Annotated in this window: 16 protein-coding genes; 12 read left to right on the top strand and 4 right to left on the bottom strand. The window is 59.8% G+C overall.

Annotation, left to right across the window (positions count from 1 at the left end; all coding sequences use genetic code 11):
* The 5 genes from ACP2AV_RS10395 to ACP2AV_RS10415 all read left to right on the top strand — a co-directional run.
* Nucleotides 1-188 (top strand): acyl-CoA dehydrogenase family protein (locus ACP2AV_RS10395; protein WP_426372637.1); only part of this gene is annotated, 188 nt, incomplete at its 5' end.
* A gap of 10 nt (nucleotides 189-198) precedes the next feature.
* The gene (locus tag ACP2AV_RS10400; protein WP_426372638.1) at nucleotides 199-1,053 is read left to right on the top strand and encodes an SDR family NAD(P)-dependent oxidoreductase; all 855 of its coding nucleotides are present in this window, start codon (nucleotides 199-201) and stop codon (nucleotides 1,051-1,053) included.
* Nucleotides 1,046-1,849, top strand: a complete 804-nt coding sequence (locus tag ACP2AV_RS10405; protein WP_426372639.1) for an enoyl-CoA hydratase-related protein — start codon at nucleotides 1,046-1,048, stop codon at nucleotides 1,847-1,849. The genes ACP2AV_RS10400 and ACP2AV_RS10405 overlap by 8 nt, the downstream gene beginning before the upstream one ends.
* 12 nt (nucleotides 1,850-1,861) lie before the next feature.
* Nucleotides 1,862-2,344 (top strand): PaaI family thioesterase, encoded by a 483-nt coding sequence (locus tag ACP2AV_RS10410; protein WP_426372640.1) that lies wholly within the window; start codon nucleotides 1,862-1,864, stop codon nucleotides 2,342-2,344.
* On the top strand, nucleotides 2,341-2,745 hold the full coding sequence (locus tag ACP2AV_RS10415; protein WP_426372641.1) for a PaaI family thioesterase: 405 nt from the start codon (nucleotides 2,341-2,343) through the stop codon (nucleotides 2,743-2,745). Before ACP2AV_RS10410 ends, ACP2AV_RS10415 begins: the two co-directional genes overlap by 4 nt.
* A 38-nt stretch (nucleotides 2,746-2,783) precedes the next feature.
* Here ACP2AV_RS10415 and ACP2AV_RS10420 read toward each other — a convergent pair whose 3' ends face one another.
* On the bottom strand, nucleotides 2,784-4,115 hold the full coding sequence (locus ACP2AV_RS10420) for a TetR/AcrR family transcriptional regulator (protein WP_426372642.1): 1,332 nt from the start codon (nucleotides 4,113-4,115) through the stop codon (nucleotides 2,784-2,786).
* Between the two features lie 127 nt (nucleotides 4,116-4,242).
* Here ACP2AV_RS10420 and ACP2AV_RS10425 point away from each other — a divergent pair, with 127 nt between their 5' ends.
* The 5 genes from ACP2AV_RS10425 (at nucleotide 4,243) to ACP2AV_RS10445 (ending at nucleotide 9,096) form a co-directional block, all read left to right on the top strand.
* Nucleotides 4,243-5,004, top strand: coding sequence for a glucose 1-dehydrogenase (locus ACP2AV_RS10425; RefSeq protein ID WP_426372643.1), 762 nt, complete (start codon nucleotides 4,243-4,245; stop codon nucleotides 5,002-5,004).
* Between the two features lie 114 nt (nucleotides 5,005-5,118).
* Nucleotides 5,119-7,056 carry an AMP-binding protein gene (locus tag ACP2AV_RS10430; RefSeq protein WP_426372644.1) on the top strand — a complete coding sequence of 646 codons (1,938 nt, stop codon included), beginning with the start codon at nucleotides 5,119-5,121 and terminating at the stop codon, nucleotides 7,054-7,056.
* Nucleotides 7,053-7,904: an SDR family oxidoreductase gene (locus ACP2AV_RS10435; RefSeq protein ID WP_426372645.1), complete on the top strand. Its 852-nt coding sequence runs from the start codon at nucleotides 7,053-7,055 to the stop codon at nucleotides 7,902-7,904. The genes ACP2AV_RS10430 and ACP2AV_RS10435 overlap by 4 nt, the downstream gene beginning before the upstream one ends.
* Nucleotides 7,891-8,619, top strand: coding sequence for a helix-turn-helix domain-containing protein (locus ACP2AV_RS10440; RefSeq protein WP_426372646.1), 729 nt, complete (start codon nucleotides 7,891-7,893; stop codon nucleotides 8,617-8,619). The genes ACP2AV_RS10435 and ACP2AV_RS10440 overlap by 14 nt, the downstream gene beginning before the upstream one ends.
* 21 nt (nucleotides 8,620-8,640) lie before the next feature.
* Nucleotides 8,641-9,096: a PaaI family thioesterase gene (locus tag ACP2AV_RS10445; protein ID WP_426372647.1), complete on the top strand. Its 456-nt coding sequence runs from the start codon at nucleotides 8,641-8,643 to the stop codon at nucleotides 9,094-9,096.
* 105 nt (nucleotides 9,097-9,201) lie between these two features.
* Here the strand turns inward: ACP2AV_RS10445 and ACP2AV_RS10450 are convergent, their stop codons facing one another.
* From ACP2AV_RS10450 to ACP2AV_RS10460, 3 genes are all read right to left on the bottom strand, one after another.
* Nucleotides 9,202-9,777 carry a flavodoxin family protein gene (locus tag ACP2AV_RS10450; protein WP_426372648.1) on the bottom strand — a complete coding sequence of 192 codons (576 nt, stop codon included), beginning with the start codon at nucleotides 9,775-9,777 and terminating at the stop codon, nucleotides 9,202-9,204.
* Between the two features lie 223 nt (nucleotides 9,778-10,000).
* Nucleotides 10,001-11,536 carry a class I adenylate-forming enzyme family protein gene (locus ACP2AV_RS10455; RefSeq protein ID WP_426372649.1) on the bottom strand — a complete coding sequence of 512 codons (1,536 nt, stop codon included), beginning with the start codon at nucleotides 11,534-11,536 and terminating at the stop codon, nucleotides 10,001-10,003.
* A gap of 27 nt (nucleotides 11,537-11,563) precedes the next feature.
* Nucleotides 11,564-13,564 (bottom strand): FAD-dependent oxidoreductase, encoded by a 2,001-nt coding sequence (locus ACP2AV_RS10460; RefSeq protein ID WP_426372650.1) that lies wholly within the window; start codon nucleotides 13,562-13,564, stop codon nucleotides 11,564-11,566.
* Between the two features lie 131 nt (nucleotides 13,565-13,695).
* On the opposite strand from ACP2AV_RS10460, the gene ACP2AV_RS10465 reads away from it, so the two are divergent.
* Nucleotides 13,696-14,877 (top strand): acyl-CoA dehydrogenase family protein, encoded by a 1,182-nt coding sequence (locus ACP2AV_RS10465; RefSeq protein ID WP_426372651.1) that lies wholly within the window; start codon nucleotides 13,696-13,698, stop codon nucleotides 14,875-14,877.
* Nucleotides 14,874-15,653, top strand: a complete 780-nt coding sequence (locus tag ACP2AV_RS10470) for an enoyl-CoA hydratase/isomerase family protein (protein WP_426372652.1) — start codon at nucleotides 14,874-14,876, stop codon at nucleotides 15,651-15,653. Before ACP2AV_RS10465 ends, ACP2AV_RS10470 begins: the two co-directional genes overlap by 4 nt.
* The last annotated feature ends 8 nt before the right edge of the window (nucleotides 15,654-15,661 follow it).

Genomic DNA, 15,661 nt, shown 5'->3' on the forward strand with positions numbered 1-15,661 from the left:
CGATCTTCAAGGCCGCCGAGGTCACGTCCTTCGTGCTGGACAGGGCCGTCCAGATCCACGGCGGGTCCGGCTATATGCGCGATACCGAAGTGAACCGGCTCTACCGCACCGGGCGTGTGCTTGAGGTGGGCGCGGGCACCCAGGAAGTGCGCAAACTGATCATTTCTGGCGAACTGCTGAAAAACTGAGGGGGGAAACATGAGCGAAGCAAAAGGACGGCGTTACGCGCCGGATCTCATGGCGGGCAAGGTGGCACTGGTCACCGGATCTGGATCAGGTATGGGTCGTGCGACGGCGCTCGAGATGGCCTCTTGCGGGGCCAAGCTTGTGCTGTTCGCACGCCGAGAAGAGCCGCTGGAAGAAACTGCCGAGATGATCCGCGCTGCGGGAGGCGAGGCGTTTGTCGTGCCCGGGGACACCCGCGACGAGGACAGCATCGAAAACGCGATGGGGCGGATCAAGGAACACTACGGACAACTTGACGTTCTGGTAAATAACGCAGGCGGACAGTACATCGCTGCCGCCCGCGATATCACCAACAAGGGCTTCGAAGCCGTGATCCGCAACAACCTGATCGGATCCTGGCAGATGACCCGCGCCGTTGCCGATCACTTCATGTATGACAACGGCGGGTCGGTCGTGTTCGTCACCGCCATTTCAGCGCGCACTGCGCTTACCGGTTTCACCCATACCGTTGCCGCGCGCGCTGGTGTGACGGGCATGATGAAGACGCTGGCAGCTGAATGGGGCGAATACGGTATTCGTCTGAACAGTGTTGCACCGGGAACGATCAAGACCGACGCTCTTGGCCGCTATCCAATTCCGCCCGAACGTTGGAAGGAACTGAACCGATCGGTCCTGAACCGGATGGGCCTGGCTGAGGATATCGCGGGAACGATCATCTTCCTTGCGTCTGATCTGGGCGGGTTCATCACCGGCGAAGACATCTATGTGGACGGCGGGGAAACTCTGCACCTGGGTCACGACGCCCGCGACATGATCAACCCCGACATGTTCGAGAAACGCGAACGCGGAGACGGTAAAGATGAATAAGTCACCAGTCCTTCTGGACATCTCTGACAGGATCGCCACGGTCACACTCAACGATCCGGAACGTCGCAACCCCGTCACCGGGAATGACATGATTGCAGCCCTTCTCGAAGCATTCGAGAAGGTCCAGGCTGATCCCGAGGTCAGCGTCATGATCCTGACCGGCGCCGACCCGGCCTTTTGCGCCGGCGGCGACGTCAAAGAGATGAACAATCCGGACAGCATCTTCCGCAAAGAGCCCCTTGGGGCAGCGCAGAGCTATGTCGACGGCGTGCAGCGTTTGCCGCAGGCGCTGTACAACCTCGACATACCGACCATCGCGGCCGTCAACGGCCCTGCGGTCGGGGCAGGATGCGATCTGACCATGATGTGCGATATGCGCATCGCTTCGGAAAATGCAAAGTTCGGCGAGGTGTTTCTGAATCTCGGGATCATTCCGGGCGATGCGGGCAGCTGGTTCCTGTTGCGCCGTCTTGGCCATCAGCGCGCTGCGGACCTGACCTATTCGGGACGCATGGTTGGCGCCCAGGAGGCGCTGGAAATCGGCATGGTTCTGGAGGTCGTGCCCCACGCCACGCTTCTGGACCGGGCGCGCGAACGCGCCGCTGTCATTGCCGCGAAACCACCGCGCGCTGTGCGTGTCGCAAAACGTCTGATGCGCAATGCCGAACGGATGGATCTGCCGGATTTCCTGAATTCCGCGGCGGCCTATCAGGCCCTCATGCATCAGACCGAAGACCACCACGAGGCGGTCGCTGCGTTTATCGAAAAACGAAAACCTAGCTTTACTGGGCGCTAAAGGAAAGACTGCATGGCTGAGATCACTCAGAAGAAGATGGAGCAAATCGCGCTGATGTGGAACGCGCGAGGCAAGGGTTTGATTACCCACATGGCGCTGGATATCGAAGAGGTTTCGACCGAAGGCGTTCGGGTGCGGATGCCATTCAATCCGGACTTTTGTGTCGATGCGGATCAAACCCTGCTGCATGGTGGCATCCTGACAGCCCTGCTGGACAGTGTCTTCGGACTGGCAAACTTTGTGGCCATTGACGGCGTCAGCACAATGGCCACTCTTGACCTCAGAGTTGACTACTTGCGCCCTGCCCGATCACGCGCCGATGTCATCGTTACTGCGCATTGCTTTCGGAAAACCCGCCACATCGCCTTTGATTCCGGCAGCATCTGGTTTGATGGCCATGAAGAAGCAGAAATCGCCCGTGGAACCGCGTCGTTCGCGTTGACGCGCGGTGAAACCAGTCTGTTTGATGCGATGACGGAAGGGAAAGCGTCATGATTGATCTGGAAACCGTCAATGCCAACGTATCCCGGGTGCCATTCTTCCGCTTTCTGAACATTGAAGTCTGTAGCCTGGACAGCCTGCATGCCGACGCGGAAATGACATTTGCTGACCGCCATATCGGAAACCCGGTGATGGAATATTACCATGGCGGCATTATTGCCAGCTTCATGGAAGCCACAGCCGCCATCGCGGTCCACCCCGAATTTGCGGATGTGCCGGCGAAACCGATTAATCTCACCGTGGATTATCTTCGACCTGCGCAAAAGGGACCGCTGTATACCCGCGCAAATGTCACCCGCAAGGGCAAGCGCATCGCGAGCGTCAGTGTCATTTCCTGGCAGACATCCCAGGAAAAACCCGTGGCGGAAGGGCTGTATCACTTCCTGATGGTCTGATTTCAGCGTGCTAGATCTGATCGCGGCGGGGGCTGCGATCAGTGAACCGTTTCTGACACCGGGTAAGCGGTGTTTTCCCTGTCGCAGATCCCTTCAAGAAGCAGCTTGATCAACATGCCCGAGAACTCGGGCAGGGAAAGATACCCTTCTTCGTCGGGTTTGTTCGGGTCAAACCATTCGACCGTCCAATTCAACGCACCAAGCATCACCTGGCGCAAGGGGACAATCTTGATATCCGACCTGATGGCGTCATCTTCCTGTGCTTCGCGCAGGATGCCGTCCCAGAGTCGCCCGTATTCATGACGAATTCCCCTGTGTCTCTCTCTAAACTGATTGGGCAGCATCCCGTAGCTTCGTATGTTTGCCGAGGTAAACTCGCTCGCCTTGAACAGAAAGCTCAAATGCGTCCAGATCGCCGCCGCTATCCTGGTATGATGGTCGTAGGGGGGATGGAATTCCTGAACGGTCGCGGTGACGCCCGATAGCAGATCGTTCAATCCGGCGTTCAGAACCTCGTCCACGATCTCATCCTTGGACTTGAAATGGTAATAAACACTGCCCGCTTTCAAATCCGCTTCTTCGGCAATCTGTCGCAGCGTCGTCGCCTTGTAGCCGTTGTCCCGGAGCGCGCGCGCCGCCGCCTTCAGGATTTGCGCGCGGGATTTCTCGGCCTTGCCAATGCTGTCCGGCAGTTCGACGGGAACGATCACGCTTGTCTTCAAGTCGTTCGTGTCTGCCCGGCGACGTGTACACATACCGTCCAGTATCAGTTTGCTCATTCGGTCAGCCAGAATGCTCACCGGATACCGATCCACGTCATACCATTCGACCGTCCAGTTCATCGCGCTCAGGATAAACTGTCGGATCGCAGTGACAGAAATGTCGTTGCGCAGAAATCCGGCCCGTTTGGCGTCATTCAGGAAACTGCTCCAGGCCCCGGCATAAGACGCACGCAGCTCGCGGTGCGGCGCGCGTGTTTCATCCGACAGCATTGGATAGTTGCGGATGTTGGCCGATGTGAAATCGCTGGCGGTCAACAGAAAGGTCAGGTGCGTTTCGATCAGCAATGCAAAGGTCTTGCGAAAATCTTCGGGATTTTTCTTTGCCGATTGAACAATTTCACTGACTTTTTCGTACAGCTGCCGTACGCCCAGTTCGAGAACCTCGCTCAGGATCTGATCCTTGGATTCGAAATGGTAGTAGATGCTGCCGGCTTCTATTCCGGATTCCTGCGCAATGTCGCGCATCGTTGTCGCGTAATAGCCTTCACGCCGAAAAAGGCGAGCTGCCGCAGAAAGAATGCCTTCGCGTGTTCTCTCCGACTTAGTCAGGTCGTCCTCGTTTTTGTCGGCCGCATCACTTTTTTCCATCTTTTATCGGTACTTTTCAGCCAGAAGACTGTCCATTGCATTAAATCTAACAAATGTTAGAATAAGGTAAGGAACGCATCGAATCAAGTTCTTTACTAAGATGTTAGCGGAAGAGGAGGACCTCCATATGCGAGGGTTGAGTGGAAAACGGGTAATCGTTACTGGTGGCGGCAGCGGCATCGGGCGCGCAGTTTGCGAACGGTTTGGACAAGAAGGCGCCGAAGTTGGCGTTTTTGACCTGAACGAAGATGGCGCCAAGGAAACGGCCCGCCTGATCACCGAGGCTGGCGGCAAAGCGCAGGCCTTCAAGGTGGATATCACCGATCGCGCGCAGGTCGACAAAGCAGTTGCCGACTTTGAGGCCGCAGGCCCGATCGACGTGCTGGTGAACAACGCCGGCTGGGATGTGATCAAACCGTTCCTCGATACAGATGCCGAAATCTGGAAAAAAGTCATCGACATCAATCTTTACGGTCCGCTGAACATGCATCACGCGGTGCTTCCGGGCATGGTCAAGAATGGCGGGGGCCGCGTGGTCAACATCGCTTCGGACGCTGGCCGCGTCGGATCATCCGGCGAAGCTGTCTATTCGGCTTGTAAGGGCGGTATCATCTCGTTCACCAAGACCGTGGCGCGGGAATTGGCGCGCAAAGGCGTTCAATTGAACGCTGTCGCCCCCGGCCCCACCGACACGCCGCTGTTTGCCCAGGTTGCCCAGGGTGAAGCTGGTGAAAAGATCGCCGAGGGCCTCAAGCGGGCCATTCCGATGAAGCGCCTGGCACAGCCGACAGATTATCCTGGCATCATCTGTTTCCTGTCGTCCGACGACGCCGGATTCATCACCGGCCAGGTGATTTCGGTTTCCGGTGGATTGTCGATGCACGGTTAATCCCTGGGTGCAGCGCCTGTCACAAGGCGCTGCGGCCAAGGCGTGCCAAGAATTACGTCCCCCGACTGGCCGCGCCTACGGTGCGGCCTTTTTCGCGTTGAAGAAAGGTGAAAAATGTTCCAGCCCGACTCTGACATTCAGCGTTCAAGCACACTTGCCGCGTTTTTGAACGACAGTGGCACCGACAGTTACGAGGATCTCGCCCGCCGCGCCAATGACGAACCCGAATGGTTCTGGGGCCGGATTATCGACTATGCGGGCATACGGTTCGATCGCCCCTACACCCAACTTCGCGATATCACCGAAGGTCCGGAATCGATCAAATGGGGCGTCGGTGGCACGCTGAATTTGACGGAAACCTGTCTCGATGCCCGCATTGCCGACGGCTTAGGTGAGAAGATTGCAATCGACTGGGTTGGCGAGGATGGGAGCCGCCGCCGCTGGACCTATTCTGATCTTGCCGCCGAAACCGCACGCGTCGCATCCGCCCTGGCCGCGCGCGGCGTAAAGCCAGGTCAGGCGGTGGGTATCTACATGCCAATGATCCCCGAGATCGAAGCCGCCCTTCTGGGTATCGCGCGACTTGGTGCCATCGCCGTACCACTGTTTTCCGGCTTTGCGCCCCACGCCATCATCTCGCGCCTGAACGATGCCGAGGCCGTGGCGGTGTTGACAGCGGATGCCACACCCAGACGGGGCAAACCGGTCTGGATGGAAGCCACGTTGGCCGAAGCATTGGCCGAAGTGCCTTCGGTCCACACCGTGTTCAGCCTGCGGCGCTTTGGCGGCGCGGTCGCAGACCCGGCCCGCGATCTTGACTGGGCCGAAACCGTGGGCACTGCCAGCCCGGAATTTGCGGCCGTTCCCGTCAAGACCGACGACACCTTCCTCATTGCCTATACCTCGGGCACGACCGGTCGCCCCAAGGGTGTCGTGCATAACCATCTGGGGGTGCAGGCCAAAGCAACGGCCGATTTCCTGCTGGGTCTCGACATGAAGCGCGACGACCGGCATCTTTGGATGACTGACATGGGCTGGGTCATGGGCCCGCTGACGCTTTTGTCGGTGCTGCTGTCGGGGGCCACGTTGGTTCTGGCCGAAGGCGCGCCTTCGATGCCCGGCGATCCGTTTCGGCTGCTGCGTCTCGCCGCTGACATGAAGGTGACCCATATGGGCATCGCGCCGACCCTGGTGCGGCAATTCATGACGCAAGATCGCGTCCCCCTGTCCGACTATGACCTGTCGCCACTGCGCATCGTCGCCTCGACAGGCGAACCCTGGACCGATGACGCTTGGCTCTGGCAGCTGGATCATATCTGCCGCCGCCGCGCGGTGCCTTTGAACATCTCTGGCGGGACCGAGCTTTTCGGTGCGATCCTGACGTCGACCGTACTGCACGAAGTCAAACCCGGCGGGTTCTCTGCCCAGGCACTGGGTGTCGGGGCCAAGGTGCTGCGCGAAGATGGCAGCGAAGCCGCGCCGGGCGAAGTGGGTGAACTGGTGGTAACCCAGCCGCCCTTGGGCTTGACCCCGGCCATTTGGGGCGACCGTGAGCGCTACCTTGAAACCTATTGGTCCACCTTCCCGGGCATCTGGCGGCACGGTGACTGGGTGCGCTGCGATCCGGACGGCACATGGTATATTCTGGGGCGCTCTGATGACACGCTGAACATCGCCGGAAAACGCATTGGCCCGCCCGAAATCGAGGCTGCCATGACCGAGACCGGGGAGGTGGTGGATGCTGCCGCTATTGCAGCGCCCGATGATATCAAAGGCGTCGCCGTGGTCTGTGTCTGCGTCGCGGCACAGGGTGTGTCACCGGACGAAGAGCTGGTGAACCGGCTCAAGGACAGGGTCGGAGAGATCGTGTCGAAACCCTTCCGCCCGCGCGAAATACACTTCGTCGAAGCGCTGCCCAAGACCCGCAGCATGAAGACCATGCGTCGAATCGTGCGCGCAGCCTTCCTGGGTGAAGACCCGGGCGATCTGTCGTCGATCAGCAACCCAGAAACCATCCAGCCCATCGCGGAACTGAGAAAGGACCAGTCATGATTACTGTTTTCGGAGCCACAGGCACTACCGGCGCCCCTCTTGTGGATACGCTGCTGGCCAAAGGCGCGAACGTGCGGGCCGTCACCAGCGATCCGACCAAGCTCGACGCGCTGAAAGCCAAGGGATGCGAAGCTGTCACGGCGAATTTTACCGATACCGCCGCGCTGGAGCAGGCCTGTGACGGGGCCGAAAAGATATATCTGGTTACGCCCGCACATCTGGACATGCGCCAGTGGAAAGCGAATGCGATCGAGGCTGCCAAGGCCGTGGGCGTGCGCCACGTTGTTATGGCCACTGGGCTGGGTGCGTCGCCCAAGGCGGGGCTGACCTTTGGCAAATGGCATTCCGAAAACCAGGAACAACTGAAGGAAAGCGGTCTTGACTGGACCTTTGTCCAGCCGACCTATTTCATGCAGAACCTTCTTTGGCAGGCCGACAGCATTGCAAAGGACGGCGTTTATCATGACGATCTGGGCGGACCCGTGGCCTGGATCGACGCCCGTGACATTGCCGATGTCGCCGCCGAGGCGCTGACCGCTCCGGGGTACGAAAGCAAGGTTCTTGGCCTGACCGGCCCCGAAGCTTTTGCCGCAGATGATATCGCCGCCATCCTGTCCGAAGTGACAGGTCGCACCGTTACTTCCGCGCCCCTGTCAGCCGATGAGGCCAAGGCAGCCATGATGGCCGGCGGGATGCAAGACGAGGTCGCCGCGGCCATGGTTGAACTGGCGTCAATCGCGCCCAAGGGCTACCTCGCCGGTATAGAAACCACGGTCAGTGACGTGCTGGGTCGCCCGGCGCGCCGCTTGCATGATTTCGTCTCCGAGAATCGGGATGCCTTCGTCTGATGACCTGACGGCTGCACCGCTCTACCTAGAGTTGGCGCCGCCTGCGGATGCGGCGGCGCAGGTGGACCATCTTTACGTCTTCCGCGACACCGGCGCGTTGAGCGGCCGCGGAAGCGGGCGGTTCGCGACAGACCTTTTCGCCCTTTCGGTCACGCGCGATGTCGACGCCGACGGTGCGCGTGTATCGCTTGCGCCACCGCGCCCGGAATTCACGCCGCGCCAGACGCCCTTCTGCGGCATCGTGGCGGGACTACGGCTGGCGTCGCGACCAGAGCGTTTGCCCGAGGCTCAGACCTTGGAGCAGTTGACTGCCAGACTTGAACGGGTCTGGCGTGGCGATGACGACCTGCCTTTGCTGATTTCTGCGCTGGATGATATTGCAAGGCAGCTGAGCTTCGCCCTGCCCCCGCAAACGTTCAGTGACCGGACCGAACGCCGCAAGACGCTGGCGCAGACCGGTGTGTCGCGGCGACGGCTGACTGCCACACGGCGTTTTCGCCTGCTGCTTGGGTCACTCGCACGTCCCGCCCCGCAATTGAGCGATCTGGCGCTGGATGCAGGATATTACGACCAATCTCATATGGCGGCGTTTTGCCGGGCTTTCGCCGGTAAATCACCCGGCGCGTTGCGCGCTCAGGCGGCACCGCGCCAATTTGGCCATTCGTTACAAGATACGCGCCTCAAGGACCGTCTAAGATTGGTCATCAACGAATGAAAGCGAGGAGCAAGACACGCCATGGCGCAGTTCGAGCCGAAAAATCCTGACTACGACGCACGCGTACGTGATAGTTTCAACCGCCAGAATGTGATGCACACACTGGGGATCAGCATTGCCGATCTGACACCCGGCCATATCGTATTGGAAATGGCGCACCGCGCCGATTTCACTCAACAGCATGGGTTCGTGCATGCTGGCATCGTGTCTACTGCGCTGGACAGCGCCTGTGGATATGCCGCTTTTTCACTGATGCCCGCCGAAGCAGCGGTGCTGACCGCAGAGTTCAAGATCAACCTGCTCAACCCCGCGGACGGCGAACAATTTCGCTTTGTCGCCGATGTGGTAAAGCCGGGCAGAACGCTGACCATCTGCGAGGCGCGCGCCTATGCGATCAAAGGCAAAGACGAAAAGCTCATCGCCACGATGACCGGAACGTTGATGGCGCTAGTGGGGCGGGCGGGCGTCGCGGGCTGATGTGCCGCGGGGCAAAGGCCGGGCCCTCCCCCCCAAGACGGGGGGCCCAAAGTTTGACCGGCCGCCAGACATTCGGGCGGCCGGGTATTGTGCAAAGCTGCGCGATCAGCTGTTCCAGCGTTTTGCGGTTTCCACCAACCGCTGGCCGTAGGAACGCGCCGTGTCCAGATCGCCGCCCGCCGGAAACTCATCGGGGGCGCTGTCAGAGGGGGCAATCGCCAGCAGGCCAGCATATCCGCCCGTCCAGTTCAGCTTTTCGGGACCGTCCGCCTTGGTGTTTGCCGGCATCAGGCCGACACCGCACCATAGCTGGCCGTGCTGCTGCGACAGCGTAATAAAGTACTGGATGGTCGAAAATTTGTCGCCGTTGATCGTAGCAGACGTCGTAAACCCGCCAGCGATCTTGTCTTTCCAGTTCTGCGTGAACCAGGGTTTTGAGCTGGCGTCGGCGAATTTCTTGAACTGCCAAGCTGGACCGCCCATGTAGGTCGGGCTGCCGTAGACGATGGCATCAGCGGCATCAAGCGCCGCCCAGCTCGCCTCGTCCAACTCGCCGTCGTCAGACAATTTCAGCAGTTCTACCTCGGTGCCGTCGACACCTTTGGCGCCTTCGGCAACAGCTTTGGCCTGAACTTCCGTGTGGCCGTATCCGCTGTAATAGACAATCGCGACTTTCGTCATGGCTCAGTGCACCTTTTGGTTGGAATCGGAATAGCTCCGAAATACGCGTCTGGTTACAAAATGAAAGCGGGTTATGTTTTGAAACCTTCGCCGACCCATCTAAGGCGAAACTTTAAGATCCACCCATAAGGCACTAAGATTAAACTATATTACCTGACATACCAACCAAGAGTCATCGGGGTTGCAAGCACAACTGCACACGCATTGTGCGCCAAGTCAGGCATCAAGTGCGCGTTTTTTCATCCGCGATCCAGGTTTCAAGAACGTGTCGCTGGACCTTGCCGCTGGTCGACCGGGGGAAGTCTTCAAACGGAATGAACCGAACTTCGCGTGGTCGTTTGTAACCGGCCAGATGTTTCCGACACAGTTGCATAAGTTCCGCCGCATCCGGCCCGTCGTCGCCACAAGCGACAAAGGCCACCGGGCTTTCGCCCCATTTCATGTCAAATGCCCGCACCACCGCCGCATCGACCACCCGTGGATGTGCCAGAAGCACACGTTCTATTTCCGCAGGATAGACGTTCTCTCCGCCAGTCTTGATCAGGTATTTCGCCCGATCCACGAAGTCGACCGTGCCATCGCGATTGCGCCGGAACAGATCTCCCATGTGGAAGAAGCCGTTGCGAAAATCGCTGGCGTTGGTGTCATCGGCATTCCAATAGCCTGAAAACAGTGTCGGTCCACGCACCGCCATTTCGCCCGGCGTTCCATCGGGCACTTCGCGGTCCTCGGGGTCGACCAGCCGTACCTCGCAGAATGCACTGATCCGCTTGGACAGACGATCGGGCGTGACGCCCGGTGCGATTCGATCTGCTGTCCCAGGTGGCAGGCCGGTTTCGGTTGCCCCGAAAGAATTCAGATAGGGCGTGTCCAAAAGCCCCGTCAGTTCTGCGATTTGATGCGGGGGTACCAAATCGGCCATCGCGCCACAGACCTTGATGCCTTTTATGGGCAGTGGGTTGGCGCGTCGTTCGGCGATGAAAGCGTCCAACGCGCCGGGCATCATCACAAACCAGCCAATTGTGTAGCGCGACAGCGCTTGGTTCATGATCTCAGGCTGCAACCCGTCTATCATAACGACAGTGCCCCCGCGCAAGATCGTCGCCAACGCATGGTCGGTGGACACCATGTGAAACATGGGGGCCCAGGCGATGAACCCGTCGGCAGGATCAAGTGCCAGTTGCGCGGCGAAAGCCATGGATCGCGCGATATGAGCACGGTGGCTGATGAGCGCGCCCTTGGGCAAACCTGTCGTGCCCGATGTGTAAAGTATCGTCAGACCGGCTTCGGGGTCGTTCACCAGGGTGCCCGTGCGTGGATCCGGCCTGGCCGCGGCGACAGACGTGTCCAGCTCCGGCCCGATTTCCAGACAGGGCGTCGTCGATACGGCGTGGTACGCATCGGCAAGTTCTGGCTCGACGACCGCCAAAACCGGTTCAACCAGAGTGATGCAATGCCGCAGTTCGTCGGGGGCAAGGCGCCAGTTCAGGCACGCGACGATTGCGCCGATTCCCGCAGCAGCCAGTTCGACCTCAAGGTATTCGGAGCGGTTGTGCGACAGGATCGCGATCCTGTCGCCCGGCGCGACCCCCCTGGCCAGAAAGACGGCAGCCAGCTGATCGACGCGCTTCAGCAAATCGCCGTATGTCAGCCGTTTGCGGCCGTCTTCGACAGCCAGAGCATCCGCGCAGTCGTGCGCACGGGTCCGAAAGATGGAATACAGATCGGCGCGCCCTGCACGCATGACCTCGGGCAGCATTGCATCCTCCTTTGCCGTGGCACCTGTTCAGAGACTTTGCGCCAAACGCACCCCTTCATCAATGGCGCGCAGTGCATCAAGTTCGGCGGCCTCTTTTGCGCCGCCGATCATTGTGACGGTAGTGCCGCGCGCGGTGAGGTCTTCGGCCAAGGCCCGTTCCGGTTCCTGACCGGTGCACAGCACGATGGTATCGGCAGGTAGAACCTTTGGTTCTCCATCGACAAGAATATGAAGCCCCGCGTCATCGATACGGTCATATACGACCCCGCCCAGGGCCTCGACGCCATGCTTGCGCAACGCGTTGCGTAGGATCCAGCCCGTCGAAACGCCAAGCCCCGCGCCCGGTTTCGTGGCCTTGCGCTGAAGCATGACAACCTTGCGGCGCGAAGATTTTGCGGCCAGCGGATCGCCCGCCAAGGCGCCCGCCATGGCGAAATCCGGATCCACGCCCCATGTTTCGCAGAACGTGTCGGTGTCGTGGGCCTCGGCCGATTCGGTCACCAGGAACTCGGCAACGTCATGGCCGATGCCCCCTGCCCCCATCACCAACACCGTGTCGCCCGCCGTGCGCTCCCCCGACAGGATCTCGGCGTAGGTCGCGACACTAGGATGGTCCACCCCCGGCAGATCGGGAATGCGCGGCGTGACCCCGGTGGAAATGACCACATGGTCAAAGCCCTTCAGATCATCCACCCCGGCCCGTTGCCCAAGACGCAGCTTGACGCCGTGCTTTTGCATCTTGCCGGTATAATAGCGCAGTGTTTCGTCGAATTCGTCCTTGCCCGGTGCGGCGCGCGCCAGATTCAATTGACCACCCAGCTTGTCCTGGGCTTCGAACAAAGTGACGTCGTGGCCCAGACTGGCGGCCTCGGCGGCCGTAGCCATGCCTGCGGCGCCGCCGCCAACGACGGCCACCTTCTTTGGTGACTCTGTCGGCGTATCGCGGAATTCAGTTTCATGCCCGGCCCGAGGGTTGACCAGACATCCGACCGGCCGATCCGAAAACAGGAAATCGAGGCAGGCCTGGTTGCAGGCAATACAGGTGTTGATCTCGTCCGCGTGACCTTCGCGCGCCTTCTTGACGAAATGCGGATCGGCCAGAAATGGCCGCGCCATCGAAATCATATCCGCCCCGCCAGAGGCAAGAATGTCTTCTGCAAGCTCGGGGGTGTTGATTCGGTTCGAGGCAACCACCGGGATCGATACCGCAGCCTTTACGTTCGCCGCTGCCTGACGCCAGGCCCCGCGCGGAACCGGATACGCAATGGTCGGCACGCGTGCTTCGTGCCAGCCAATCCCGGTGTTCAGGATATCCGCGCCTGCGGCTTCAATCTTGCGCGCCAGGTCTGCGATTTCATCAGCGGGCGCGCCGCCGTCGACCAAATCGGCGGCCGAAATCCGGTAAATGACAAGGAATTCGGGCCCGCAGCGTTCGCGCACCGCGCGCACGATTTCGACCGGGAAGCGGTGGCGATTCTCGGCGCTGCCGCCCCAGTCGTCTTCGCGCTTGTTGGTATGGGTGACGGTGAATTCGTTGATCAGATAGCCTTCGGACCCCATGATTTCGACGCCATCGAATCCCGCTGCCTGCGCATTGGCGGCAGATTTGGCGAAATCTTCGATGGTACGGCGAATGTCGGCATCGGTCATTTCACGCGGAACATAACGGTTGATGGGGGCGCGAATCGCACTTGGGGCAACGCAGCCTTCGATCTTGGCGTAGCGCCCGGCATGAAGAAGTTGCGCGCAGAGCAAGCTGCCTTCGGCCTGGACCGCCTCGCAGATCGGGCGCAGTTTTTTCGCCTCGTCAAGGTCATCGATTCGCGGACCTTCGGGATCGAATATGCCTTCGGCATTGGGCGAAAAGCCGCCAGTGACCAGAATCGCTGCCTCGCCCCGCGCCCGCTCGGCATAAAAGGCGATCTGTTTGGCAACGCCGTCAGGCTCGGTTTCCAAACGGGTATGCATCGACCCCATGATGACACGGTTTCGCAACGTATGCTGGCCCGCGCGGATTGGCGAAAGCATGGTCTCATAGTTTTTTGTTTGCTGGTTTTCCACTGGCGACGTCCTCCTCAAAACTACGCTTGATCTATATTCTAACATTTGTTAGATTTTTTGAAAGTACATATTTTTTTCGGTCATGGGGAGGAGCACCGATGCAATTCCAGCCAACAGAAGATCAAAAGGCATTTCGTGAAACCGCGAAGCGCTTTGCTACGGAAAAACTGGCATCCAGTTATCTTGAGCGCGCCAGCGGACACACCTTTGATCGCGCGCTGATCAAGGAAATGGGCTCGTTGGGCCTGATTGGGGCCGATCTGCCCGAAGAATTCGGCGGACTGGGCGAAAGTTCGGTCACGTCTGGCCTGATCGTCGAAGAAATCGCCTATGCCGATTTCAACGCCAGCTATGTGCAACTTCTGGGCTCTCTCATGGGCGGAATGGTTGCCAAATACGCGTCAAAGGATATCGCGGCGGAATGGGTGCCCAAGGTTGTTGCGGGTGAGGCCGTCATTGGTCTTGGCCTGACCGAGCCGCGCGGCGGATCGGATGCGGCGAACCTGATTCTGAAAGCCGAGAAATCCGGCAACGGATGGCGGCTGAATGGCGAAAAGACATCCATGAGCTTTGCCAGCCAAGCTGATGCGGCGGTGGTTTTCGCCCGCACCGGCGACCCGGACGGCGGCTCGCGCGGGGTCAGCGCCTTTTTCGTCGATCTGAATCAAGACGGCATCAAGCGCACCCATTTCGATGATATCGGAACCAAGCCTGTCGGCCGCGGTTCGGTGTTTTTCGACGATGTCTTCGTGCCGGCCGAAAACATGATGGCCGAACAGGACCGCGCCTTTGGCACGATCATGGCGGGCTTTGACTATTCCCGCGCGCTGATCGGGCTGGAATGTCTGGGCGCCGCGCAAGCGTCGGTAGACGAGACCTGGGCTTACGTCCAGGAACGCGAGGCATTCGGCGCGCCCATCGTGCAATACCAGGGCGTCAGCTTTCCGCTGGCCGAGGCCGAAACCCAACTGACCATGATGCGTCAGCTTTGCTACTATACGCTGGACCTGCGCGACCGCGGCCTGCCCCACACGTCGCAAGCGGCGATGTGCAAATGGTACCTGCCCAAGACCGCCTGCGAGATTCTGCATCAATGTCTGATCCTGCACGGCCACTACGGCTACACCACAGATCTGCCGCACCATCAGCGTTACAACGACGTTCTGGGCCTGCAGATCGGCGACGGTACCGCGCAGATCCAGAAACTGGTGATCGCCCGCGAAAAGGCCGGACGCGTGGCGCTGCAATACGACAAAAAGGCGAAAGGAGCTTCGAAATGAGCGATCCTGTCATTGCCAGCATCGAAGGTGCTACCGGCATCATTGATCTGGCCCGCCCTGAGAAATTCAATTGCCTGTCACTCGACGTGCATGAGCGGATCTCTGCCGCGCGCGCGGAATTTGAGGCGAACCCGGACATCCGGGCGATCCTCATCCGGGCGCAGGGCAAGCACTTTTGCACCGGCGCCGACCTGGTGGAAGTGAAAGGTAAATTGAACGATCCCGCCGCGCTCGACCATTTCATCGCCTTCGGCATGAAAAACCTGCGCGCGCTTGAGGCCTCCTCCCTCCCAGTCGTAGTGGCTGTGCAGGGCTTGTGTCTGGCCGGCGGGATCGAATTGATGCTGGCCTGCGATGTATGTTTCGCGGCCGAAAGCGCCCAGTTTGGCGATCAGCATGCGCAATTCGGTCTGATCCCCGGTTGGGGCGGATCGCAACGGCTGACGCGGTTGATGGGTCAGCGCCGTGCGCTTGATCTGATGTTCTCGGCCCGCTGGCTTGAAGCAGGCGAGGCGAAAGAGGCCGGTTTGGTCAACTACATCGTGCCGGATGCAGATCTACACACCGCCGCGCTGGAATATTGCCAAAAAATTGCCACCCGCTCGCGTCCCGGCATCGCCGAGATGAAGCGTTTGGCGCGGGAAGGTGCCGACCTTGGCATCGACCAACAAATGCGGCTTGAGCGCGACGCCGCCGTGCGCGCGCTGCCCAGTGATGACGTCGCCGAAGGTCTCGACGCATTCGAGAACCGGCGCAAACCCGCTTTCAAGGGCTGAGGAAGAAC

The sequence above is a fragment of the Aliiroseovarius sp. PTFE2010 genome (genome assembly GCF_049943335.1).
GTDB lineage: Bacteria > Pseudomonadota > Alphaproteobacteria > Rhodobacterales > Rhodobacteraceae > JBNFVY01.